Origin of the sequence: Methanogenium organophilum, assembly GCF_026684035.1 — an archaeon.
GTDB lineage: Archaea > Halobacteriota > Methanomicrobia > Methanomicrobiales > Methanomicrobiaceae > Methanogenium > Methanogenium organophilum.
The window spans coordinates 1,562,589-1,587,029 of the sequence record NZ_CP113361.1; the positions used below are offsets into that span (position 1 = coordinate 1,562,589).

General features: G+C 54.0%; 15 protein-coding genes. 10 read left to right on the forward strand and 5 right to left on the reverse strand.

Annotation, left to right across the window (positions count from 1 at the left end):
* Genes OU421_RS07800 through OU421_RS07815 form a run of 4 tightly spaced genes read left to right on the forward strand, consistent with a single transcriptional unit; the run spans nt 1 to nt 3,327 of the window.
* On the forward strand, nt 1-747 hold the full coding sequence (locus OU421_RS07800) for a metal ABC transporter ATP-binding protein (protein ID WP_268185508.1): 747 nt from the start codon (nt 1-3) through the stop codon (nt 745-747).
* Nucleotides 747-1,577, forward strand: coding sequence for a metal ABC transporter permease (locus tag OU421_RS07805; protein ID WP_268185509.1), 831 nt, complete (start codon nt 747-749; stop codon nt 1,575-1,577). Before OU421_RS07800 ends, OU421_RS07805 begins: the two co-directional genes overlap by 1 nt.
* A gap of 25 nt (nt 1,578-1,602) precedes the next feature.
* Nucleotides 1,603-2,583 carry a metal ABC transporter substrate-binding protein gene (locus OU421_RS07810; protein WP_268185510.1) on the forward strand — a complete coding sequence of 327 codons (981 nt, stop codon included), beginning with the start codon at nt 1,603-1,605 and terminating at the stop codon, nt 2,581-2,583.
* A gap of 39 nt (nt 2,584-2,622) precedes the next feature.
* On the forward strand, nt 2,623-3,327 hold the full coding sequence (locus OU421_RS07815; protein ID WP_268185511.1) for a class I SAM-dependent methyltransferase: 705 nt from the start codon (nt 2,623-2,625) through the stop codon (nt 3,325-3,327).
* A 388-nt stretch (nt 3,328-3,715) separates the two neighbouring features.
* On the opposite strand, the gene OU421_RS07820 is transcribed toward OU421_RS07815, so the two are convergent.
* Nucleotides 3,716-5,362: an IPT/TIG domain-containing protein gene (locus OU421_RS07820; RefSeq protein WP_268185512.1), complete on the reverse strand. Its 1,647-nt coding sequence runs from the start codon at nt 5,360-5,362 to the stop codon at nt 3,716-3,718.
* A 596-nt stretch (nt 5,363-5,958) separates the two neighbouring features.
* Between OU421_RS07820 and OU421_RS07825 the strand changes: the two genes are divergently transcribed.
* Nucleotides 5,959-6,243, forward strand: coding sequence for a hypothetical protein (locus OU421_RS07825; RefSeq protein ID WP_268185513.1), 285 nt, complete (start codon nt 5,959-5,961; stop codon nt 6,241-6,243).
* A 32-nt stretch (nt 6,244-6,275) separates the two neighbouring features.
* On the opposite strand, the gene OU421_RS07830 is transcribed toward OU421_RS07825, so the two are convergent.
* Both OU421_RS07830 and OU421_RS07835 read right to left on the reverse strand, forming a co-directional pair.
* Nucleotides 6,276-6,485 (reverse strand): TOBE domain-containing protein, encoded by a 210-nt coding sequence (locus OU421_RS07830; RefSeq protein ID WP_268185514.1) that lies wholly within the window; start codon nt 6,483-6,485, stop codon nt 6,276-6,278.
* 242 nt (nt 6,486-6,727) lie between these two features.
* Nucleotides 6,728-8,776, reverse strand: coding sequence for a serine hydrolase domain-containing protein (locus OU421_RS07835; RefSeq protein ID WP_268185515.1), 2,049 nt, complete (start codon nt 8,774-8,776; stop codon nt 6,728-6,730).
* Nucleotides 8,777-8,929: 153 nt separating this feature from the next.
* Here OU421_RS07835 and OU421_RS07840 point away from each other — a divergent pair, with 153 nt between their 5' ends.
* The 4 genes from OU421_RS07840 (at nt 8,930) to OU421_RS07855 (ending at nt 15,468) form a co-directional block, all read left to right on the forward strand.
* Nucleotides 8,930-10,480 carry a transglutaminase-like domain-containing protein gene (locus OU421_RS07840; protein ID WP_268185516.1) on the forward strand — a complete coding sequence of 517 codons (1,551 nt, stop codon included), beginning with the start codon at nt 8,930-8,932 and terminating at the stop codon, nt 10,478-10,480.
* A gap of 264 nt (nt 10,481-10,744) precedes the next feature.
* Nucleotides 10,745-12,052 (forward strand): APC family permease, encoded by a 1,308-nt coding sequence (locus OU421_RS07845; protein WP_268185517.1) that lies wholly within the window; start codon nt 10,745-10,747, stop codon nt 12,050-12,052.
* 198 nt (nt 12,053-12,250) lie between these two features.
* Nucleotides 12,251-14,647 (forward strand): Lon protease family protein, encoded by a 2,397-nt coding sequence (locus OU421_RS07850; RefSeq protein ID WP_268185518.1) that lies wholly within the window; start codon nt 12,251-12,253, stop codon nt 14,645-14,647.
* 110 nt (nt 14,648-14,757) lie between these two features.
* On the forward strand, nt 14,758-15,468 hold the full coding sequence (locus OU421_RS07855) for a DUF1003 domain-containing protein (RefSeq protein ID WP_268185519.1): 711 nt from the start codon (nt 14,758-14,760) through the stop codon (nt 15,466-15,468).
* A 56-nt stretch (nt 15,469-15,524) separates the two neighbouring features.
* On the opposite strand, the gene OU421_RS07860 is transcribed toward OU421_RS07855, so the two are convergent.
* Together OU421_RS07860 and OU421_RS07865 are read right to left on the reverse strand one after the other, a co-directional pair.
* Nucleotides 15,525-16,166 (reverse strand): class I SAM-dependent methyltransferase, encoded by a 642-nt coding sequence (locus OU421_RS07860; RefSeq protein WP_268185521.1) that lies wholly within the window; start codon nt 16,164-16,166, stop codon nt 15,525-15,527.
* Nucleotides 16,167-16,363: 197 nt separating this feature from the next.
* The gene (locus OU421_RS07865; RefSeq protein WP_268185523.1) at nt 16,364-17,026 is read right to left on the reverse strand and encodes a GNAT family N-acetyltransferase; all 663 of its coding nucleotides are present in this window, start codon (nt 17,024-17,026) and stop codon (nt 16,364-16,366) included.
* Nucleotides 17,027-17,366: 340 nt separating this feature from the next.
* Here OU421_RS07865 and OU421_RS07870 point away from each other — a divergent pair, with 340 nt between their 5' ends.
* Entirely contained in the window at nt 17,367-24,350 is a 6,984-nt protein-coding gene (locus tag OU421_RS07870; protein ID WP_268185524.1) for a hypothetical protein, read from the forward strand.
* Nucleotides 24,351-24,441 lie beyond the last annotated feature (91 nt).

Below are 24,441 nucleotides of genomic sequence, written 5' to 3' on the forward strand. Positions count from 1 at the left end.
ATGGTGGCAGACATTCCGCATCCACAGATTGAGCTCTCTGGTATCTATACGGCATATATGGGCGCTGAACTGCCGGTGATACGGGATCTCTCCCTTAATATCGGGAAGGGGGAGTTCGTCATGGTCGGTGGGCCGAACGGTGCCGGGAAGACGACGCTTCTTGAGACCATCAATGGCATGCTGTATATCACGCACGGGTCCGCACGGGTCTGTGGACTGGATGTCACGAAGCAGGGCGTCGAGGTAAGAAAGCGCACCGGCTACGTCATCCAGAGTTTTGCCTTCGACCCCCTGACTCCCTTCACCGTCGAACATGTGGTGATGATGGGCCGGTACGGGATTCTCGGCTGTTTCCGCAACCCGTCCGAGCCGGATTATCGTGCGGCAGAAGAGGCGATGCGGATGCTGGACCTCGAAGACCTCGCGGAGAAGCCCATTGGCACCCTGAGCGGCGGACAGCAGCAGAAGGTGCTTATTGCCCAGAATCTTGCCAAAAAACCTGATATCATGCTCCTCGACGAACCGTTCAGCAACCTGGACCTCTGCACCCGTGAATTTGTATCCGGGGTGCTGGAGGATATCTCGTCCCAGGGGTGCACGGTATGCATGGTATCGCATGCATTCGACGCCCTCCCTGATAAGGATCTACGCATTGTGGTGATGGATGAGGGGTGCATCCGCCTCAACACCATCTGCCATTCATCGGAGGTCGAGGATACCATCAGACGGATGACGGTGGTTTCCTGATGCTGGAATGTATCATCTCCAATAATATCGTCTGCCACGCGGTCGAGGCAATGTTCTTTGCGTCCGTTGCCTGTGCGGTTCTGGGCGTCATCATCACCCAGCTCAAGATCTCGTCCATCGGCTTTACGATGGCGCATGCCGCCTTTGCAGGGGCCGCCTGTGGAATGTTTTTTGGGTTTGATCCCATCATCTCGGCAATTGCGGTCAGCATCATGATCGCACTCCTGATTGGTCCCCTTGCGGAACGGGCCAAAATGCCGGAAGATACCATTCTGGGCGTTTTATTCGGCATCCTGATGGCCATTGCAATCTTCTTCATCGCGTACATGCAGTATGTCGGAAAGGGATTCAACGCAACCTCACTCCTCTTCGGGGATGTGATCTCGCTCTATCGTGGAGAGGTGTATGCCCTTGCCCTTATCTCCCTCGTGGCGGTCATCTTTGTTATTGCCTTCTACAAGGAGATATCCGCGATCATCTTCGATAAAAAAATCGCTGAGGCGGCCGGAATAAAAGTAAAGCCGATATACTATGCCCTGTTGTTCATGATCGCGTTCACGGTGGCACTCAGCCTGAACATCGTCGGAGGACTCCTCTTATATGTCTGGCTCATCACACCTGCTGCCATCGCATACCAGTTCATGTTCGATGTAAAAGGACTCTTTGTCATGGCACCGGTCATTGCCGCAGTCATCAGTGTGTCGGGTGCGCTCACCGGGCTGGAATACTGTCTCCCGGTCGGTCCGCTCACAGCGGTCATCTTCAGTGTAATATTTGTAATTTCCGTGTTATTTTCTCGAAAAAGAAAAATATCTCATCGTAAAATTTAATACTTTTTTAAATGAAGTTCATAATATGGAAGCAAAGGTATGGTTCTTTTCCGTGTTTGCAGCACTGCTGGTTGTTGCAGCGCCGTCCGCCGCACTGGATGTTGTGTCGACGACGAGTGTGTTGTGGGACCCGGTGCAGAGCATCGGCGGCGAGTATGTGGAAGCGATTTATATTGCAGACCCTGCGGTCTGTCCACACATGCAGGGAGACATTATCCCGAACAGAATTCAGATCGAGCAGGAATTTATCCGCTCCGCGGATCTCTTTGTCGCTCACAACGGGTCTGTTGATAAACAGTACGTGATGCCCTATGTTGATGATTTCATGGAGGCAAATGATTACGGGACCGTTGAATGGGTGACCCTGAAGAACCCGGCGATGACCTGGAACACTCCTGAGAAAGCAACCGCGCTCGCAGAAGAAGTCCGGGACTGGCTCATCGCAGCAGATCCCGAACATTCGGTATACTACACCCAGAAGTGTGGCGAATATATTGAAGAGATCAACGCCGCCGGTCAGCTGTCCGCAGAAGAAGAGGCGATCATCCCCGGCCAGCAGGTGGTCGTGATGGTATGGCAGCAGGAGGCCGCAGAGAACTGGCTTGGTCTGGACGTAGCGGACATATACGCCCCGGACTTCTATATGAATGGCGGATATACGGCAGTAAAACTCGTCGACCGGATCAACGAGAACCCTGACACGTATGCGGATGTGGTCTATGTGATTGAGAATATGCAGTCCGGGGAACTTGGAAAGGGCGTGGAAGAGGCCCTGAATGACAAGGGATATGGCGTCAAACGCGTCATCTTCACCAACTTCCCGAAGTCCGTCGACGGCGTGGACTCAATCCCTGATGTCCTTGCGTATAACAAGGGTCTTGTCACGCCGGTCGCTGACGATTCTACAGACGGGCAGCCTGAACCGACCCCATCTCCCGGGTTTGGCGTACTGGCGGGCATTTTAGGTGTCGGCCTTGTCTTCTGTGCACGGAAGGGTGTGGCATAACCTCCCCCCTGATGTTCCTATTTTTCCAGGAGAGTGTGAATGGACCCTAATGAAAACGGATGTTCCTGTGCTGAAAAGGACAAAGGAAGGGAGCACTTTGACGGAATCGAAAATGAATACGAGAGAATGATCGTTCAGATTGTCCCCTCCCCCCGGGACTTCTTCGGTTCGGTACTCTCGCTCATCCCCGACGGTCCCGTCCGGGTACTGGAACTGGGAAGCGGCACGGGTTTTGTCACCGCGATGCTCTGTGCACGGAACCCTGAAGCGGAGATCACGGGAATCGATCTCTCGCCCGGCATGCTGGAGGTGGCGAAGGCCAAACCGGAGCTCTCAGATGTAACATTCATCACCGGAGACTTCCGGGAGGTCTGGGGAACGGGGACATTCGATGTCATCTTTACGACCCTCTGCCTCCACCATCTGCCGGACGCGGACCGGGCCGCCCTGCTGAAGACGATCCACGATTCTCTCAGGGAAGGGGGCGTCTTTGTGAACGGCGATGTCTTTGCGGCGGAATGTGACCGGGAAGAGGCATTGAATATGGCGTGGTGGCGCGATGCGATGCAGAAAAATGGCCTCTCTGCGGGTGAGGCAGAGGAAATGATTCAAAAGCGAAGAGATAACACGGCATATCTCGACACCATCAGCGGGTACCGGCAAAAGATGGAAGCCGCGGGATTCGGGACCACCGTTCATCTGTATAAAAACCGGATCTACAGTACATTCGCCGGATTCCGGTGAATCCTTCTATTTTTCCTGAATCGGGGGATGCACATAAGGTGAGGGCTCCGTTTTTGTGGCAGCGGTTGCAGAAGGGAAAATTATCCGTCGCTTTTATTCAGGCACGTGCCGGGAATGCTCTCTCAGGTTCTCCCCTGTGGAATATGTCTCTCCGATCATCTGAAGATGGGGATCCATTCCGGAAATTGCTGATACCATAAATGTACTACCGGACGATTTCTGCGTCGGCCGGGCGGGACAAATGCCATTTCAGGGCTTTTAGTTTTGTCTGTTCGTCAGTTTCTACAATTTCAAAATACGAAACTTGCGGGATGGGAGTCGGCCCTATCCCGCCGGTCATCGCAGGAAAAAAGGGAGATCCCTTTTATCCGTAATCTCCCTCTCCCTCTCAGGGACCAAGGTCGGCCACTTTAAACTTCCACCAGGGACCGTCATTCGTATCATCACTATACCAGGCAGTCAGTTCGAACCCGTAGAAGAGGTAGAAGTTATCGTTATACATTGCCCCATTGGGCTGCCATTGGAATGTATATGTCCCCTGAGCGGTTCCGAGATCGGGTAAAGCATAGAGCTGGTACCCGTCGCTCCAAACGCCTGTCGTTTTATTGAACTTCTTGATGTATGGAAGGAACCAATCGCCGTTTATAACAGCATTCGGTGAGTGGTTCTCTCCGTACACCAGCGCGATGGTGCCATCGCCAATGTCCGTCAGGAACGGCCGCCCCATATTTTCCACATTTCCGGTATCCAGGATTTCCGAACTGAACACTGAACTCATCGCAATGTGACAGAGCCGTATCTGCTGAGATGTGTCCTGTACCGCCAGGAGTACATCTGTTGACGGGATATCAGGAGGAACGTAGAAGACGGCGCCGGGCGACGACGTCACTACAGGAGAATCGTACACTTTTCCACCATAATGCCAGTCGTATCCAAAATTATCGCTGTAAACAAAGTAGAGGTAATCTTTGTAATCCTTGGCGTAGTAGACATATATCCGGTTGGTTATCGGGTTGAATACCGGAGCAACCTCCCATCCTTCTGCTTTTGTTGTTGGAGTTACGCCTGTGAAAGTGTCCTGTATCTTCAGCCAGTCGCCGTCCTCCCAGACATTACCATTCAATCTCGTGAAGTAGAGATTTCCATTGCGTCCTGTAACAAACACAAACAACTTCTCCGGGCCACCTGGGTATTGAACTACCAACGGTGCGGGTTCGGCATAGGATGTGCCATCCCACAACTGGGAGGCGCCGGAGAGCACACCATCCTTGAACGTCCTGACCTCGATGCGATAGAAATTATCTGAGAATACATTTGTACTCGAGTACCAGAGGGAGAAGACGTAGAGTTGGTCGTTGTAATAGACCCCTCTGGCGTTATCTGTGGATTCGTATTGTCCCCACCCGTCCGGCCAGACCATGCCCACCAGCGGTGCACTGCCGTCAAGATCCAAGAGGGCATAATCCGTTCCAATAACGGTATCGACTGCCAGAATAAACCGTCCGATCAGCCCTTCAGGTACCCTGAAGGTGATGGAGTCCATGCTCCAGTCCACGATCTTTCCCTTCTCTATTTCAATTTCCATCCCTTCTGCGACATCAACATACGCGAGGCGGATTACTCCCTGCTTATCGCCGAAGAAGTCTCCTTCAACTGTGACAATCTCACCGTCCAGTGTCAGTCTATCTACTGAGATCTCCGGCTTTTTGATGGTGAATGAGGAATAGGTCATCGGATCGGCGGCTTTTTTGTCCCCCTGCACCAGGACCGTGATGGTGTACTCCCCGGCGGGATGAACTTTAAACACCTTACAGGTGATCTCTGTGTCGCTCCAGTCCAGCACCTGGAGTTTATCATCACCCAGCAGGACCTCCCCTCTCTTATCGCCGAAGCCGGAGCCGGTGATTGTCAGCTCGGATCCCACGGTCCCCTCTGAGCGACTCACGTCGGATATCCCGGCTGCAGCCACACCCGCGACACCCGTCAGGGTGAGCAGAATAACGGCAAGAGCCAGAATTAAAAATTTCTTTGTCATTGTTCCATCTCCTGGCCGCGTTTTCTCTTTTGGAGCCGGGCCGGCGGCCACGTTCATCGCCCGGAACACAAGGCTGTGGCAGAGCGATATCGCTCCTGCTCAGCTCACCCCCCCGGTTCTGCGGTAGAAAAGCACCTCTGGCGTTGAACGTGGGCATCGGGCCGCAGACATGAGGTACGCAACGATGGACATTCTTATTGATAAATATTTCTCACGGATCTATACTGAAAAACGAATATACGGTGCCTATTTCAAGATATACTTGGAATAAAGGATTTTTATGGTTTGGTGTCACATTAATTCGCAAAAGGTAATTATATTCATTATACAGGAAAATTTCGGTTCAATCTGTTCTGTATTCCTGAAGCTGCGGGGCAGCAGAACCACCGCTCGCTGTTACCGTATCTCCCCCTGTTGCGCATCCTCCCTTTCCGAAAATGACGCCAGCTGCATCCCGATCGTACATTATCCGTAGGGGCCCTGGTGTTGTGGGCGTTCGCGGTGGCGATAACAGGTAATTCATATGACTGGCATGAATCGCCCCGTGCCTTCCTTTTTGGGATATATTATCAGCCCCTGCCGGAAAACCTATAATAATGGCATCGGTTTTTCAGGATCCTGTTCCGCCCTTCCCCGGCTGGGAGCGTCGCATCTTTCATGTATTTCGCCCGGTAACTGACAGCGATATTCAGGAGTTGTTGGGGGATGAGGATCTCTATGTGCGTGATACAGCGGCTGGTCGGGTGAATATCATCCATAAATACGGTCTTGCAGAACTCCACTGCATCGTTGGTGAGGCAGATATTGAAGTATGGTATGATCCTGAGAACGGAGCCTATATTATGGAATATCTTGATGCAATACTCTCGGTCCGGTTTTAACAAATGACACAGATGAAAAGAAAAGAGATTAATTAATCCGTCCCTACCATCACGCCGGTCGCCTTCATGATGGCATAGACTTTTGATCCTTCCTTCAGGTTCATCTGTTCAGCCGAATAGGTGGTGATGGATGAGACAATTTCAATGCCATCTCCAACACTAATGGTCACTTCTGTCGTCACAGGTCCTTTCCGGATCATTTTGATGGTGCCTGGAATCTGATTTCGTGCGCTGACTTTCATAGTATTCACCAGGATCCCGTATTTCTGTAATATTTTTTAAGGTATTGCCGGGATATTCTATATTCTCAATATTTCTATTGTCCCTGAGCTTCTTCTTTCGTATTGTTCCTGATACTATCATGAAAGCTGTATATCAGCAGAAAAAGGGAAGATTTTCGGAAATGGCTGCAAAAGGAGGATGCTGTTCATTCATGCCGGAACATTCAGGTTATGGACGAAAATGAATAATATTGTCTGTTTTCTTACATCCTGAAGATAAACAGATTCCAGTAGTTCACCCACCATACCAGCATGAAGAGCCCGATGGTAATAAGCGTGTAATGCACCCGGTGCCACAGGGTCCAGTATGCCTTTCTCCAGACAAAAACCGCACTGGCGGCAGTTGCTATCGACAGGATAGTTGCAATGACAGGAACACTCAGGACCACCCCAAGGTCGAGGGGAGCGGTTCTTTCGAGCATATATGCCTGAATAAGCGCCGTATCACCCGTTACCGCCGGAAGCAGAAAGAGTACAAATAATATGAAGAGCACGGAAGCCGTCCCTGCAAGTAGTCGTGCATAGAACGGGAACGGTATGTCTGAATTATCCTGTTCGTCATTCCTCTTCTCACTTTCCTCCTTCTGAGGTCCGTAGACATATTTTCCAATTGCCATAAGCGGCCACAGGAACACCGAGAGAAGAATTATAATACCAAGATTTCTCACTGAAGCCATGGCTGCATTCGTCCCGTACCACGGCACCCGTTCGAAGGCCATGATCGGGACGTTTTCAAGGCAGAGGAACGTCACGTCACCGTCTGTATCCTCCCGGAAGACCACGTTCCCCGCATAGGTCTCGGTCCCGTCCGCCTGTACAAAGACGCCCGGTTCGACCTCTGTGTACGCAACGGGGGGCCTTCCGCCACGGCTCATCAGGATTGTTCCCTCTCCCTCTCCTGCTTCTACCTGCATCTGCTGTGGGGGCGTAAGCCAGAATTCAAACGTCCGGTAGTTGTGGCGGGTCGACTGGTAGGTGCCGGCATATGTATCGGCAGATGTAGTGGTTTCAGCCGTAACTTCCGGTTCTGTTGTTTCAGGGACAGGATAGAAATGGTCCACAAACGCCATCAGGAGATCATTTCTCGCTGAGTTCCCGCCGGCGCTGTTGTAGGAGACGAAATATCCTGCCTTTCTCTCCGGGATGATGACCAAGAGGGAATGGAAGGTATCGGTGTCGCCGCCATGGGTGATGATTCGCTCATCACTGATGTGGTTCTCGTAGAACCCGAGGCACATGCTGCTCACACGTGGGTCGTTTGCAAACGCCGGTGCGTGCATCAGGAGGGCGGTGTCCGCTGCGAGGATCTGAGCGCCGTTTACGGTGCCATTCTCCATATGCATCGCGACGAATTTCGCCATGTCGGTTGCGGGAGCGCTGATCGTACCTGCGGGACCGATCACAAAGACCGTGTCGGGTACCGCGACGTTCGTTCCACCGACAGAGTGATACCCGGAAGCGGTAATTGCATCGGCTTCCGGGGCCTCGGGATAGGAGACGATGGTGTCCGTCATACCGATGGGGGTGAGGATGTTCTCCTGCACATACTCGTCGTACGGGACGCCGGTCACGTCCTCGAGAATCACCGCTGCAAGGGTGGTGCCGTAGTTGGAGTAGGAGGAGACGGTCCCTGGCGGATACACGATGGCAGGAATGTTCTCCTCGCAGTAGATCCGGTATGAGTAGAGGTCGGCCGGTTCAGCAACCGCGAAGTGGATCTCCTCCTCCTCGAATCCCGCGGAGTGTGTCATCAGGTGACGCATGGTCACCGGCTGGCCTGGATAGGTCTCCGGGATAGAGAAGTCCTTCAGGTAGGTGTTGACATCGGCATCAAGGTCTATTGTCCCCTTCTCCACCTGCTTCATCACGCAGGTCCAGGTGAAGAGTTTGGTGATGGAGCCCACGTGAAAGAGCGTTGCCTCCGGGTCGACCGGCGCCTGTGTTTCAATATCTGCATATCCATATCCATTCGCATAGACGAGTTCCCCGTCAGCGACGACGGCGACCACCGCACCGGGGATGTTGTATTGTGCCATTCCCGCCGGAACCGCCGCGTCAAAGAATGCCTGCACGTCAGCAGGGTTTGAGATCTCCGGCAGATCACCCGTTCCGTCGGCGGGCAAAATGGTGGCAGAGGCGGCCAGGACCGCAGGGCATGTGAGGAGAATGAAGATGATGACGGTACAAAGGAGAGAAGCAGAGGGCATCCTGCATGGTATCGATTCCAGTGGTCGGGGGCGGAAGGGTGACATTACTAAATGAATCCTTGCTTTGGTGACTATTTAACGGGTTGGATTGGCTGGGATGAGATAATTCAGAATATATATGAATTGATGGAGAATATGGGAGGAAAACGAGATGTACGCAACGAAGTGCTATAAACCAGATGGGAGATACTATCACACATGAGCCCTGTTATTCCCGGACGGTTCGCTGGTTTTGTCCTTCTCGTCATTCTGTTTGTCGCTGCTGCCGGATGCCTGTCGACCTCCGATGATGAGATGACGGAGAGCAGCATTCCGGCCACCAATACGGCAGATGATATTGCCCTTCAGGCAGATGCGGCAATGGCGAACACCGAATACCAGACGGCGGCAGCACTCTATGAAGAGGCATATGAGTTGTTCACGGTCTCCGGCGACACCGCAAATGCCCTCCTCGCCCGAAACGGCATGTTCCGTGCAAAGCGGGCGGTTATTGAATACCCGTACAACCGAACAGCCGCTGAGGCAGCGATGCAGGAGAGGATTCCCATGCTCACGGAGGCCGACATGAATGCCTGGCTCGATGAGCGTGCCCAGACGATTGAATCGGACGGGGAAGTGTTCTACTTCGAAAATGTTGCGGCCGATTTCCTCTATGCACACTTCGACTACATCCGACCGATGACAGGCAAGATGATGAACTTCGGATATGTAAGCCGGTATGCGGTTCCCGGGGAGTCGTCATCTGCCGCTGCGGATGGGGCGCTCCCGTACGTGAATCCTGTCCGGTATGGCGGCACCGAAGAGCTTGTGCTCCCCGCAGATACCCTGCCGGAGACGGGGACGCTCTCCATATGGTATCCCCTCCCGCTGGAGACCGAGTCGCAACAGGACGTTGTTGTCACAAACCTCTCCTATGCAGAGTATATTGTCAAAGGGCCGGTGACCGATGGGCAGATCGCCTATGTATACTACGAGATACCTGCGGATGCCATCGAGGGTGATCTCGTCATCACGGCCGATATCGCCTTCACGTCCTATGAACAGCTCTTCGCGGTCGACCCTGCGCTGGTCGAACCGTACGATCCGACGGACCCCGAGTATCTCCTCTACACCTCTTCGTCCCGGAACATTGATATCTCGGACGACGTCCGTGCTCTCGCGAAGGAGATCGTTGGTGGCGAGACAAACCCGTACCTTCAGGCACAGGCAATCTATCGGTACATCATTGATACCTACCCGTACAGCACTGTTCCCCATGTGTCTATTGATACTGTCGAGCCAAAAGTCGCAGAATCGGATTACATGCTCTCCACCGGTCATGGCGACTGCGGGACCCAGAGCATGCTCTTTACGGCGTTGTGCCGGTCGCTGGGGATTCCCGCACGGGCAACGGGCGGCTACCAGATGCTCCTGACCGGGAATGCGGGCAGCCACTTCTGGGCGGAGTATTATATCGAAGGGTACGGATGGATTCCCTGTGACAAGACCGTGGCAGAGATTGCCGACTGGGTGGAGATTGGAGAAGATGAGCGGGAAGCCTTCAAGACGTACTATGCCAATAACCTTGACCCGGCACGGTTCGTAATCCAGAAAGACGTCGATGTCATAATGGACCCTGCCTTCCCTAAGGATGCAGTCGTCTTCCGGCTGGTCCGGCAGGCCCCGGCCGTCGTATGCGATTCGGCGGACGTGGATTTTGGTACGTACATAGGGACGAATTTTAGCATCCATATTGAGGCAGAGGAATAATCTTCAGATCTCCTATTTTTTGAGCCATTCAGCTCTCATTTGCGGGAATATGTCGGAAATTGAGATATGTTTAGGATCACATCAGGGATGCCATTTTATCTGAATATCATACGGTGTGTGCTGCCTCCGGAAAGATTGCCGTGGTTGGTATGGACGATGATCGGGATGAAGGTACCGGGGAATTGAATGGTGACCCGTGTCATCCGTTCTTGTTTGCGGTAGGGCAAAGGCTCATATTACAGCAGGGATATTAAACCCCTGTCCATGACCGAACTGAAGCGCACCCTCGGGATATGGCCTGCCGCAGCGGTCAGTATCGGAGCCATCATCGGGGCGGGAATATTTGTACTGGTGGGTGTTGCATCTGGTATTGCCGGGCCATCGGTCATTCTTTCCTTTATCATTGCCGGTTTTGTCGCCCTCTTCACGGCGCTGAGCGCTGCAGAACTCTCGTCCTTTATCACCGAATCCGGAGGATCCTTCATCTTCACCCATCGTGCCTTCGGGAAGTTCTGGGGATTCGTGGTGGGCTGGATGCAGTCGGCGGATTATATCATCGGTGCGAGTGCCGTCTCCATAGGGTTTGCCGGGTACTTCCTGTACTTCATCGGGTTTTCGTCCACCCAGGTTGCTCTCATCGTCGTCGGGTGCCTCCTTCCGATTATCCTCGCCCTCCTGAACCTCTACGGCATGCAGGAGGCGGCCGGAGCAAACAGCATCCTCGTCCTTTTAAAGATCATCGCGCTGGTTCTCTTCGTCGTCATCGGGGGCACCTTCATCCTCTCGAACGGCCCGACCGGGACCTACCAGCCTTTCTTCCCATATGGAATGTCGGGAACCATTCACGGCGCGGCGGTTATATTCTTCGCATTCGTCGGGTTCAATACCGTCACCGTCATCGCAGAGGAGGTGAAGGATCCGGAAAGAACCGTCCCGAGGGCGCTCCTGATCGCGTTTCTGGTCAGTACGGCCATATACATCAGCGTTTCCGTCGTCGCCATCGGCCTTCTTGACTGGAATATCCTTGCGACCTCCACCGCACCGCTTGAAACGGCCCTGATGCAGGCGACGTCGAATATCGTCATCCTGAAGTATGTCTCGATTGCCGCACTCTTTGCCACCGCCTCCGTCGTCATATCCAGCATCTTCGGGGGCTCGCGGGCGATATTTGCGATGTCCCGCCAGGGGATTCTTCCAAAGAGACTTTCGGTCATCTCCAAGAAGGGAGTGCCGCTTTATTCCGTCCTTCTGGTTGGATTCGTTGCAGCGGCGATCATTCTGGCGGCACGAGGGAATCTCGACGCCCTTGCGCAGATATTCAATTTTGGCACTCTGACCACGTTCTTCTTCATCAACCTGAGCCTCATTAAGCTCCGGTGGGATGAGCCGAACCTCCAGAGAGGGTTTACGGTCCCGCTCTATCCCCTGACTCCGCTTCTGGGGATTGTCTCGTGCAGTCTGCTTCTCATCTTCCTTAGCAAGTATGCGATGCTCTTCGGCATCGTCTGGCTTGCCATTGGGGTTTTTGCCTTCGAGCTGCATACAAAGACGCTTCCGGAACAGACGGGATGAACGGTTGAGGTTCACTGCATTCTCTCCTTTTCTCCGTGGCCCATCATATCGGTGGTGATGCCGGCGCAGGCCGATGCAAAACGTTCTCACCGGGAGGGTCACTTGTTTTCGGGGCACTTCACCGGGCACTTCTCCCGAACCACCCGCATAAGACTGATATGGTATTGAAACCATTGCACGCATACGGAGCTGACCAAAATGATCACACCACTGCCGCCGGATCAGTACCGGCACCGGTTCGACACGACGCTCGTAGACTGCATGAGCACCCGCGACCTCAAACCGCTCGAGGAGATCGTCGGGCAGAAGCGTGCCCTTGGAGCGCTCACCCTGGGCTTAAACATCGGGGAGAAGGGATTCAACATCTATGTCTCCGGCCTCCACGGGACGGGGCGAAAGACCGCGGTTAAAAAGTTCCTTGCCGAGTTTGCAAAGACCCGGCCGCAGGGTCATGACTGGATCTACGTAAACAACTTCACGAATCCCTACGAGCCAAACGCCATTCTCCTTCCGCCGGGGATGGGAAAGGAGTTCAGGGACGACATGGCGGCCTTCATCGAGGAGGCAAAACGCTTCATCCCGAAGGTATTTGAGAGCGAGGACTATTTCAATCGCCGTGATGCCGCCATTCGGGAGATCGAGGAGGAGAAGGCCCGGCTGCTCTCCCATATCGACGAAGTGGCAAAAGAAAAGGGATTCGTCATCCAGTCCGGTCCTCAGGGTCTGCTTACCACCCCCCTGAAAGAGAACGGCGAGCCATACCTGCAGGAAGAGTTTGTGGTACTCCCGCCCGAGGTCCGGGCAGAGTACGAGAAACGCAAGGATGAGCTCATGGCCGAGCTCAGGAACACTTTCCGTCAGGTGCGCGACCAGGACCAGAAAGGCGGTGAGGTCATCGGGCAGCTGAATCAGGAGGTCGTCCTCGCCGCGATCGGGCACCGAGTGGCAGCGCTCAAGGACAAGTATGAGGGGATCGACGAGATCCACACGTATATCGACGCTGTCCAGAAGGATATCGTCGAGAACCTGATCCAGTTCATGCCCGAGGCGGCCCAGCAGCAGCTCCCGCCCCAATTCCAGAACCCCTTGTTCCGCGAACTTGCCCTGCGTAAGTACGAGGTGAACGTCATCGTGGACAACACGGCAAACGGCGGTGCCCCGGTCGTCTTCGAGCAGAACCCGTCCTACCAGAATCTCTTCGGTAAGATTGAAAAGGAGGTACAGTACGGGGTTGTCGCGACCGACTTCACGATGATCCGTCCGGGTTCGATTCACAAGGCGAACGGCGGTTTTCTGGTGATGCTCGTCGAGGATCTCTTCAGGAACCAGTTCTCCTGGGATGGACTGAAGACTGCGCTGAAAACCGGTGAGGTCGTCGTCGAAGAGCCTGGAGAGCGAATGGGTTTCATCTCCACGAAGGGGATCAAGCCGGAGCCGATTCCCCTCTCTCTGAAGGTGGTCCTCATCGGCACGCCGGAAATTTACCAGATCCTCACCACCGGAGACCCGGACTTCTCAGGATTCTTCAAGGTCCGGGCAGACTTCGACACCGTGATGGATCGCACGGAGGAGAATGTCCGCAACTACGCCTCCTTCATCTGCGGTCTCTGCGAGGAGTACGACCTCCGGCACCTCGACCCGTCGGGAGTGGCCCGTGTGATCGAGTACGGCTCGCGTCTCGCGGACGACCAGAACAAGCTGACGACCCGCTTCTCCCGGGTGGCCGACATCATCCGTGAGGCAAGCTACTATGCCGGAGTGGACGGGGAAGAATACACCAGCGACCGGCACATCATGAAGGCGATTGAAGAGAAGATCTACCGTTCGAACCTCATACAGGAGAAGGTGCAGGAGTACATCACAAAGGGGATCTTTCTTATAGACACCGAAGGGGAGACGGTCGGGCAGGTGAACGGCCTCTCCGTGATGGGATTCGGCGACATCGCCTTTGGCCGCCCGTCACGGGTTACGGCCTCCATCGGGATCGGCCGGGGCGGGATCATCGACATCGAACGGGAGGCGGCCATGGGCGGGCCGACGCACACGAAGGGCGTCCTCATCCTCTCGGGATATCTGAATGCGACGTATGCGCAGGATAAGCCCCTTTCCCTCTCGGCCCGGCTCGTATTCGAGCAAAGCTACGGGGGCGTCGACGGCGACAGCGCCTCGAGCACCGAGCTCTACTCAATTATCTCGGCTCTCTCGGGGCTCCCCATTAACCAGGCGATCGCGGTCACCGGGTCGGTTAACCAAAAGGGGGAGGTGCAGGCCATAGGAGGCGTGAACGAGAAGCTCGAGGGCTACTACGAGGTCTGCAAGGCGAAGGGGTTCACGGGAAAGCAGGGGGCGATGATTCCTGCGAGCAATGTCCAGAACCTGATGCTGAAAGATGAGATCATCGAGGCCGCAAAGGAGGGGATGTTCACCCTCTATCCGGTCGCGACGATCAACGAGGGCATCGAGGTCCTCACGGGCGTGAAGGCAGGAGAGCGGCGGCCCGACGGTACGTTCGAGGAGGGGACGGTGAATTATCTGGTGGACAGGCGGCTCCGGGAGATGGCGGAGACAATGAAGGAGTACCGGGTGGCCGATTGATGCACCGGGATTGTGTCCCGGCAGAATGCTCTTTGCCACCTGCCGTTCCTCAGGCGGTATCATAATAGATGGAACCGGGTGGCACCCGCGAAAGGGAAACATGATGAGAGATGGATGAGATGGAGGGACGTCCCACCGTCCCCTGCCAGATTTGCGGCAGGGAGATGACCCACGGCGAGGTTGTTCCGGCAGGTTCGGTTGGCAGTGCCGTGGCGGACATCATCCGGAGAGACCATCCCGACTGGTCGGATGAAGGGTATATCTGCCGCCCGGATCTCAATCATTACCGGGCGCGATATGTCGAGGAGCTTCTGGAGAAGGAGAAGGGGGAGGTAAGCAGTCTTGAGGAGAAGGTTATCTTTGCCATGAAGGAGCGTTCCGTCCTCTCCGAGGATACCAGCGCGGCATTCGATCGGCAACTGACCCTCGGGGAGCGGGCTGCCGACCGGTTTGCGAATTTCGCGGGCAGCTGGACGTTTATCATCCTCTTTTTTGCCGTCCTGATCGTCTGGATTGCCGTCAATTCGGTGCTTCTCCTTTTCCGGCCGTTCGATCCCTATCCCTTCATCCTGCTTAATCTCGTCCTCTCCTGTCTTGCGGCAGTCCAGGCTCCCGTCATCATCATGAGCCAGAACCGCCAGGAAGACCGGGACCGGCTCCAGGCCCGGCACGATTACCAGGTGGACCTGAAGGCGGAACTGGAGATCCGGAACCTGAATGAAAAGATCGATTACCTCCTGGTAACACAAGGGGAACGACTCCTCGAGATTCAGAAAATTCAGGTCGAGCTGATGGAGGAGATCGCCCGCCAGAAGTCATGAAGAGTGCCTTCGGTGTCTGCATGAATGGATCTCTCTCGTGAGGGTGACGGACGGCGTTACGGCCGCCGGAACCGCACGGTATAATTCCAGAGGCCGCCCGCCGTCTCCTCCGCAACGAACCCCGCGGCCTCTCCCAGCAGGCGTGTGGTGGATGAGAGCGGGTAGTCCGGGTCGATGAAGAGTTCGGTGACACCGAGGACGCCGCCGGGCCGGAGCACCCGGAAGACTTCTGCGAGCGCCCGGTGGTTTTCCGGGATCTCCTGGAGGACGGTGACCATGCAGACGGCATCGAAGGTCCCGTCGCAGAAGGGAAGTGCCGTCGCATCACCCCGGATTATCGTGATCGGCGGGATGTCTGCGTGTTTTTGACGGGCGAGTTTTCTCTGCAGCTGCCGGAGCATATTTTCCTGGATGTCGAAGGCGACGACCCTCCCTTCCGGCCCCACCATCCGGGCGATGTCCGTCGTGAAAGCACCACTCCCGCAGCCGAGGTCGAGAACCTGCATGGAGGGGCGGATACCGCTTCGTTCGATGACGAAGGAGGGGGGCTGGATATGTCTGCGGTAGTCACTGTCGAGGAGTCCGCCGATCCACGCCGGGGCGGGGAAATGCCAGAACCTGCGGATGATTCGTGCGACGACGAGTACCCAGAGGAGAAGGGTCAGGACGATGATGAAGAGGATGGTGAGGAATGACATGGGCGGACGGTTCCTGATGCAATGTGTGTCGCTGGAACGATAGGTTTTCCTGTGGGATGCGGGTATCCGGCCCCTTCATTGAATGGTGGCGGAAGAAAACCGCCGGAAGGAAAGCGGTGCGGGTGATAACGCCGGATGAGCCCGAGTGTATGGATTGACCCCCATCCTCAGGCGAATGACGGGAAGACGGTATCTGCCTACTCGTCCACCGGTTCATCTTCGAATATCCGCTCTTCTTCGACCACCGGCTTTCGGATCATCCCGGTGTGCACGATTCCGGACCCCGGCAGGGTGACCTGCTCAACTACCCGGAACCCGAAGTGCTCGTAGAGCCCGATATTCTCCTCGTTCTGGGTATTCAGGTAGCAGGCCATCCTATTATTGTCCAGCCATTCGAGCATCGGCCGTATCAGCCTCCCTCCGTACCCCTGCCCCTGATGACGGGGGTCGACACCGATGAAAAAGAGGTAGCAGTGGGGGCCGGGAAGGTGCTTCTTATGATAGATATCGACCTTTTCGGAAAATGTCATGAGCCGATCCATCGTTTCCTTCCCAAGTCCTCTTTGCAGCGCCATGCCCCCACAGAAAATCGCCCGCCAGAAGGTGATCGCCGCCTTTTCGGAGGGGATCCAGGTGGCAACGCCTTCGAGGTTGGGCGAGGTGGCATATACCTGGCCGTACCGCAGGCCATAGCGGAGTTCGAACGCGAAGAGGTGCCTTCCTTTCTCGGTCCGGGAGTCCCCGTCGGGGAGGATGTACGTCAGCTTTGGATCATCGAAGAATGAGCGGACGAGCATCTCGCTTGCCGCTACGATCCGGTCCTTCGGGAGACGGATGAGATCTGAATCGGTGGTTTCCATATCACCTTCACTGAAGGATGATACCCTGCGGCAATATATATTGGTCTTTCGGTCCCGGAGGGGCAGAGAATAATCGGACTGTCTCTGGTGGTATAGGTTTCTCGTGAAACGGTTTTTGGAGTTCTGATGGTATATCCTGCATCTGTAAGGATTTTCCCTGAATGATGTCATCAGGAATGTAAAACCACATTTTTGCAATTGGTCTGATAATGATGCAATATCGGTGTTAACTAAAACACATTGTCAAAATAAGTATTGACAATCTATTTATTAGTCCGGTGCGGAGACTATTGCACCTGATAATGTGTGGTATACTTCAGGGGAAATGATTTATATGAGTATGGTTGACTTGGTTAACAAAAAGGGTCTGCCCTTCCTTTTTGCACTTCTTCTTGTGTTAGTAGTATGTGCCGTACCGGTAACTGCTGCTGCCTCAACCGAGGTGACGGTGCAGAAAATAGCGGCAGACGGCACGACCGTCCTTGATGAGAGGACGATCAGTGCCACAGAGATGGAAGCGACTCTCCCCATCATGGGAGACGGAACAACGCACTACTATGGGCATGGCCCTACTTTTAATCCTGACAATCTCTGGGATGAAGCTGAGGAGATTAACTGGGAAGATAAGGACTCCGGTGCTGTCAGGGGTACTGACATTAAAGACCTCTGCGATCTGGTTGGTGGTGCCAATGCCGGTGAGACCATTCAGATTGGAGAATGGATGGGCACGTACATGGGATATTCAAAGACGTTTCCATACGAAAATGTGTATTCACCTGATGCCCGTCAGGGTCAGATTGTGCTTACCTGGGAGACGAACGGCGATTCTGTGAATGACGGGTCATATAGTGATGGGATGCGTACGGTATTCTTCGCCGACACTTCATCAAATCCGCAGGGAAAACATGTCTATGGTACATGGGATATGCATGAGACACTATCTGAGGAGTATTGGCACTTTTTCAGTTCCGATGGAGTAGATTATCCCGCGACAACAGGACTGTACGTAAAGTGGGTCAATATGATCCGGATTTATTCAGATGATCCTGCTCCTGTTAATGTTTACGATGGCAGTGTCACGCTTCCGGATGGGACCTTCTCCTGGACGGATTCCAAGGGAGACTCCTATGACATCAGCTGTCAGACACCTCTTGGCGCCCTTGATGCTGCTGCAGAGAGTGGTGAATTTACCTATGAAGGGACGTGGAAAACGAACATTAATGGCGCTGTTTTGGATAATGTTCTTTCAAACGGTGACTGGTATAACTATACCGAGACGCACGGATGGAATTATCAGCTGAATGGTGAGTACATCAATTACTGGTCCGCCACTGATGGCATCTCTGCAAAAGCGCTTTCAGATGGCGATACACTGGTATTCTACTATGGTCCGCAGGACGACACCACGACCGAGAATGCAACGGCTCTCATCACGATTGATGTAAATATTGGTGGTGCAGGTCCGGTACAGGTCTATGACGGTAGTGTCACGCTTCCGGATGGGACCTTCTCCTGGACGGATTCCAAGGGAGACTCCTATGACATCAGCTGTCAGACACCTCTTGGCGCCCTTGATGCTGCTGCAGAGAGTGGTGAATTTACCTATGAAGGGACGTGGAAAACGAATATTAATGGCGCTGTTTTGGATAATGTTCTTTCAAACGGTGACTGGTATAACTATACCGAGACGCACGGATGGAATTATCAGCTGAATGGTGAGTACATCAATTACTGGTCCTCCACTGATGGCATCTCTGCAAAAGCGCTTTCAGATGGTGATACACTGGTATTCTACTATGGCCCGCAGGATGACACCACAATCGTCAATGCAACAGCTCTCATCACGATTGATGTAAATATTGGTGGTGTAGGGCCGGTACAAGTCTATGACGGTAGTGTCACGCTTGCAGATGGTAGCTTCTCCTGGACGGATTCCAATGGAGACTCATATGATATCACCTGTCAGACACCTCTTGGCGCCCTTGATGCTGCTGCAGAGAGTGGTGAATTTACCTATGAAGGGACGTGGAAAACGAACATTAATGGCGCTGTTTTGGATAATGTTCTTTCAGATAGCACCTGGTTCAACTATAGCGATGACGATGTTGGATGGAATTATCAGCTGAATGGTGAGTACATCAATTACTGGTCCCCCACTGATGGCATCTCTGCAAAAGCGCTTTCAGATGGCGATACACTGGTATTCTACTATGGTCCGCAGGACGACACCACGACCGAGAATGCAACCGCTCTCATCACAATTGATGTTTCGATTCCGGGCAACACGCCTACCGGCGCGGTAGACGTCCTTTATGAGGGTTCAGTCGAGCTCTCAGATGGTACGTTCACCTGGGATGGCCATGATATCGCAGAGATGACCCCGCATGGTGCGCTTGAAGGAGCATCAGACATTGCCGGGTTTGAGTATGTCGGCTTCTGGAGTGGTGATAAGAATACTGCAGCAGTTGATAACATCGGAAGTGGAGATACCTGGTATAATTATACAGAAATTGATGGAGTTCAGTATGCCTGGAACTACCAGATCAACGGTGTCTACCAGTACTACTGGTCTGACACAACCGGCATCTCAAACAATGTGATTGAAGACGGTGACTACGTAGAATTCTACTATGGACCAAAGGAAAGCGAGACACTTGAGGATGCTGAAGCAGTTATCCGCATCTGGGTGAACCCGGAAGAACCAATTGGTCCTGTTGATGTCATATACGAAGGTTCCGTCCAACTTGGCGATGGCACGTTCACCTGGGACGGCCATGATATCTCAGAGATGACCCCACATGGTGCGCTTGAAGCAGCATCAGACATTGCCGGGTTTGAGTATGTCGGCTTCTGGAGTGGTGATAAGAATACTGCAGCAGTTGATAACATCGGAAGTGGAGATACCTGGTATAACTATACAGAAATCGATGGAGTTCAGTATGCATGGAACTACCAGCTCAACGGTGTCTACCAGTACTACTGGTCTGACACAACCGGTATCTCCAACAACGTCATTGAGAACGGGGACTATGTAGAGTTCTACTATGGCCCAAAGTCAGATGAAACAACGGATAATGCAACTGCTGTCATCCGGATGCGTGTGTCTGATGGTAGCGGCCCCACACCGGGTGAGGACTGGGAGATCACCGTCATCAACGGTGATTGCACGTTCACCGTAGACAAGGCGTACTTTGAATCAGGCGTGGCATGTGGTCACGTAGCATCGTACACGGACGACGATGGCACATGGGCCGGTATGCCGCTCTACTTCCTCGTGGGTCTTGTAGATGACGATGTTGAACATGGGCCCGGGGCCTTCAACCGCGAACTGGCGGCGGCGGGCTATTCGGTTGAGGTGACTGCATCCGACGGCTACTCCATCAACTTCGAATCCACGGATATCGCGGACAATGACAACATCTTTGCCGCAAACACGCTCAATGGTGCTGAACTCCCTGCGACCATCGGCGATAACAAAACCTGCTGGCCGCTCCGGATGTCCGGGTCAGAAGTGGTTGCAGGAAAACTCGTCGGCGGTATCGCCACCATTGAACTCATTGGCGTCCCCGAGCCGTCCGCCGGCTGGGAGCTTGGCGTCAACGGTATCATATCTGACAAGGTGACCGAAGCAGAGTTCAATGACTTCTGCATGCACGCCGTCACCTGGACCGACGGCAACGGCGATGTCTGGGAAGGTGTCCCGCTCTGGGTCATTGCCGCTGTTTCAGACAACTATGAATCGACCACGCACTGGACCTTCGATGACGCGGCGGCAGCTGAAGGCTACACTGTCCGCATCACTGCAGGCGATGGATTCAATAAAACATTTGCCAGTGCCGACATGGCACGATCAGACGACTACATCCTTGCAAGCGTCTGCAACGACGAACCTCTCTCCCGTGAGGGCAACCCCTCTCCGTATCCCCTGCGGCTCGTGGGACCAGCGGTCTGGAACAATGACAGTGGGTCATTCACCGGCTCAGCTATCTCGAACATTACCACCATCGACCTCGTCGAACTGATCCCCCCCGAACCGGCAGAGGGTTCCTGGAACCTCCTGACGAAAGGTATCATAACGAGTGTCATCACCGAGGAATTCTTCGAACAGGCACTTGTCTGCCACCACACGCAGACCTGGATGAATGAAGAGACCGGTGAACTATGGAGTGGTATTCCGCTCTGGATCCTTGCCGGATGGGTCGACGACCGCACTCCGCATGGCTCAGACGGGTTCAACGACGCCGTCGCCCTTGCAGGCTACACGGTCATCGTCACCGCAGAGGACGGATACTCCAAGAGTCTCCCGAGTTCCCTTATAGCACGGAATAATAATCTCATCGTTGCAAACACCCTGAACGGATCGCCGCTCGAAGACAGCTTCCCGCTGCGTCTTGTCGGCCCTGACCTGCCGGAGGCAAGCTTCGGCGTCGGCAACATTGCAAAGATCGAGCTGACCGACTTCTGCGAACCGGAAGGATCAATTCCGCTAACCATCGTCAAGTACGCAGATGACGGTGTCACCGAACTTGCGAACGTTACCGTCACCTGGGACTGGATGGCGGATAACATGCCGGTATATGGCGACGGAGTTACCGAATACAAATTCGAGGGTCTCTGCTTCCCGCCGAATGATCCGTGGGACATGAACGAGACCTATCCGGGTGGCTTCAAGATCAGCGAGAAGATAAAAGGCACCTCTATCCGTGAGCTCTGTGAGCTTGCAGGTGGGATGGACTCCGGTACGGAGATCAAGTTCGTTGCAACAGACGGGTGGACCAGCAAACTCTCGTACGATGTCATCTATGAACCGGCCGATTGTGTCGGCGAACCTGTCCTTGCATGGTATAGCACCGACTGGGGCGGCCCGATGCCCGCCTACAGTGACGGGTTCCGTATCTTCTTTATAACAGACGATGCCATCTTCGGCCAGCGGGATATGTATGAGGGCATTCCCTTCCAGTACTGGCACTACAACTCCGGTCTTCCGTCCTGTGCGGGCCTCTCCGCAAAACTGGTGACCCGCATCGAGCTGACGACCTATGCAGATCCGATGTGGAACCTTACGGCACTTGGTGCTATCCCTGCGGAACTCTCGAAGGGATTCTTCGAGGGTGCAATGGGCTGTACGATGTCCGGCAACCACAAGGCGACTTACACCGACACCTCCGGCAATACCTGGGAAGGTATGCCGCTCTGGTTGATCTGCGGATATGTTGATGACGACAATCCGCATGTCGGTAAGTCATACAACGAGACACTCGCTGAAGAGGGCTATGATATCCATATCATCGCCGAAGATGGTTTCGAGACGGTCATTGACAGCCGGAATACCATCAAAAACAACAACTACATCATTGCAAACACCCTGAACGGCCAACTGATGCGGCCGGATGACGGAAACGGCTGGCCGCTGCGCCTGGTCGGTCCGAATGTCACCGCCCATTATGACGGAGTGAAGGGTGTCAGGAACATCGTAAAGATCATCCTGGATCTCCCCTATGCGCCGGATATGTACTCCGGCACAGTAACGGCAGAATGGGGCGACATCGCGGCAGGTGCCCCGGTGCAGGCATTCATCGGCAGCATTGCAGCCGGAACCGGTGTGATGGCTGACACCAATGTGTATGCAACCGAAGGTGTCCCCTTTGCGGTCACCGGTACTCAGTACCTGGTAGGTGAACCGATCACCTTCATCGTGGACGGTGTGGAGGCGCTTGAGCACCCGACATTTATGGGCGCTCAGACAGTCGCCCTCGACCTGACCTTCCCAATCGGCAGCCTGCCTGTTGGCGAAGAGGACTGTGACGGTGTGCCACCCTGTGTGGAGGTCGTCGATGAGAATGTCACTGTTGACCTTACCGGTGGCAATGTAGATGTCGATGGATCCAACATCGCAATATTCCCCGCCGGCAATGGCTGGGAGAGCATGCTCATTGAGACAAGCGGTGTAACAGAAAATGCGACCGCTGCAACCGGTGGCGTTACCGGTGTTGTTGCAACAGGTATTCCGGTATCAGGCATAATTCCTGAAGTTGGAAATGTAACTGCTGGATTTATGGTCAACCTGACTGGAATGCCAGGAAATAACGCATCTATCACCTCAATGATATCAAAGGAGCCCTCATCTGAGATGCTTTCGTACTTCCAGATTGCTGCATCAGAAGAGGGTGTAGGTATCACAGATGTGGCCTACACGCTTAACATCCAGAAATCCGGAATTACCAATGGTGGCGACATCACCAGTGCGGTCATCCGGATGGCAGTGACGCCTGAGTGGGTCAATGCCCACGGTGGAATGAATGCAATCCGGATCATCCGCCATGGTGAGGAAGGACTCACTGAAGTGCTCGAGACGGTCTTTGCCGGCTATGATGTAGACGGTCTGATGATATTTGCTGCTGATTCACCCAATGGCCTCTCGCTCTTTGGTATGGCAGCAGTCGCAACAGCATCCTATGGTGACAGTGATGACTCCGGATGGGTGCCGACTACCACCCCGACACCTGAAATCACCAAACCGGGAACGGTTCCTGAGTATGCGATCATCTCCTCAGCGGTGACCTTCAGCACGGCTGATGGAACAAAGACGTTCTCCATCGACCGCCGCGTTGCAGAAGCAAACGATGCATCTGTTGTCATCGTCGGTAAGGATGTGCAGATCCGCATGCCGAACGGAACGCTTCACATTGAGGCCACCGGTATTTCCGAAGATGGCAATCTCATCTCCGGTGACGTCACCCGTGTATTCTATGAGGCGAATCCTGTGACTGCCACACTGAATGGCATTGGTGGTATCACAGGTGGCATCACGCTTGACCTCCTTGTTGTGCCCACCGCAGATGACGAGATGCGCATCTATCTTTCCGGAGACGTGCCTGCATCGGTCAAAAACGGTCTGAAACAGGCAGCAATATCTACCGGAAAGATTGCGGGTGACGTGGCGTTTATCATGCCGCTCTCCTTCTCAACTCCTATAGCAGGCAGTGCAACCGTGACCCTCACGGCCCCCTCACTCTGGGTTGAGAGCAGCGGCGGGGCTGGTAATGTGATGGTTGCCGGCTACCGGTCCGACGGTACAGCAGTCCTGCTTCCGACGACAGGCACAAGTGAAGGTGTATTCACTGCAGAATCTCCTGTACTCTATGATGGCTACGGTCTTGTTGCAGTCAGTGCGGCAGAGACCGAAGACGTGGTGACGACACCTGCACCAACTGCTACCCCGGATGAAGCAACGCCGACTGCATCAGGCAGCATCTTCACCACCCTTGCACTCATTTGTGCAGTCTTCGGCATTGCCGGATATGCGGCAATGAAGAAGAGATAATCTTCTTTTTTCCGTCCGTTTTTTGTTCAGCGGGTTTACCGCTGCACACTGCTCAGGAACGGATGATTTTCCCGAATCGATATCGAATTTT

Excerpts from the sequence above, each read along its gene's own strand:
- OU421_RS07800 (WP_268185508.1), top strand. The coding sequence starts at position 1 with ATGGTGGCAGACATTCCGCATCCACAGATTGAGCTCTCTGGTATCTAT.
- OU421_RS07805 (WP_268185509.1), top strand. The coding sequence starts at position 747 with ATGCTGGAATGTATCATCTCCAATAATATCGTCTGCCACGCGGTCGAG.
- OU421_RS07810 (WP_268185510.1), top strand. The coding sequence starts at position 1,603 with ATGGAAGCAAAGGTATGGTTCTTTTCCGTGTTTGCAGCACTGCTGGTT.
- OU421_RS07815 (WP_268185511.1), top strand. The coding sequence starts at position 2,623 with ATGGACCCTAATGAAAACGGATGTTCCTGTGCTGAAAAGGACAAAGGA.
- OU421_RS07820 (WP_268185512.1), bottom strand. The coding sequence starts at position 5,362 with ATGACAAAGAAATTTTTAATTCTGGCTCTTGCCGTTATTCTGCTCACC.
- OU421_RS07825 (WP_268185513.1), top strand. The coding sequence starts at position 5,959 with ATGGCATCGGTTTTTCAGGATCCTGTTCCGCCCTTCCCCGGCTGGGAG.
- OU421_RS07830 (WP_268185514.1), bottom strand. The coding sequence starts at position 6,485 with ATGAAAGTCAGCGCACGAAATCAGATTCCAGGCACCATCAAAATGATC.
- OU421_RS07835 (WP_268185515.1), bottom strand. The coding sequence starts at position 8,776 with ATGTCACCCTTCCGCCCCCGACCACTGGAATCGATACCATGCAGGATG.
- OU421_RS07840 (WP_268185516.1), top strand. The coding sequence starts at position 8,930 with ATGAGCCCTGTTATTCCCGGACGGTTCGCTGGTTTTGTCCTTCTCGTC.
- OU421_RS07845 (WP_268185517.1), top strand. The coding sequence starts at position 10,745 with ATGACCGAACTGAAGCGCACCCTCGGGATATGGCCTGCCGCAGCGGTC.
- OU421_RS07850 (WP_268185518.1), top strand. The coding sequence starts at position 12,251 with ATGATCACACCACTGCCGCCGGATCAGTACCGGCACCGGTTCGACACG.
- OU421_RS07855 (WP_268185519.1), top strand. The coding sequence starts at position 14,758 with ATGGATGAGATGGAGGGACGTCCCACCGTCCCCTGCCAGATTTGCGGC.
- OU421_RS07860 (WP_268185521.1), bottom strand. The coding sequence starts at position 16,166 with ATGTCATTCCTCACCATCCTCTTCATCATCGTCCTGACCCTTCTCCTC.
- OU421_RS07865 (WP_268185523.1), bottom strand. The coding sequence starts at position 17,026 with ATGGAAACCACCGATTCAGATCTCATCCGTCTCCCGAAGGACCGGATC.
- OU421_RS07870 (WP_268185524.1), top strand. The coding sequence starts at position 17,367 with ATGGTTGACTTGGTTAACAAAAAGGGTCTGCCCTTCCTTTTTGCACTT.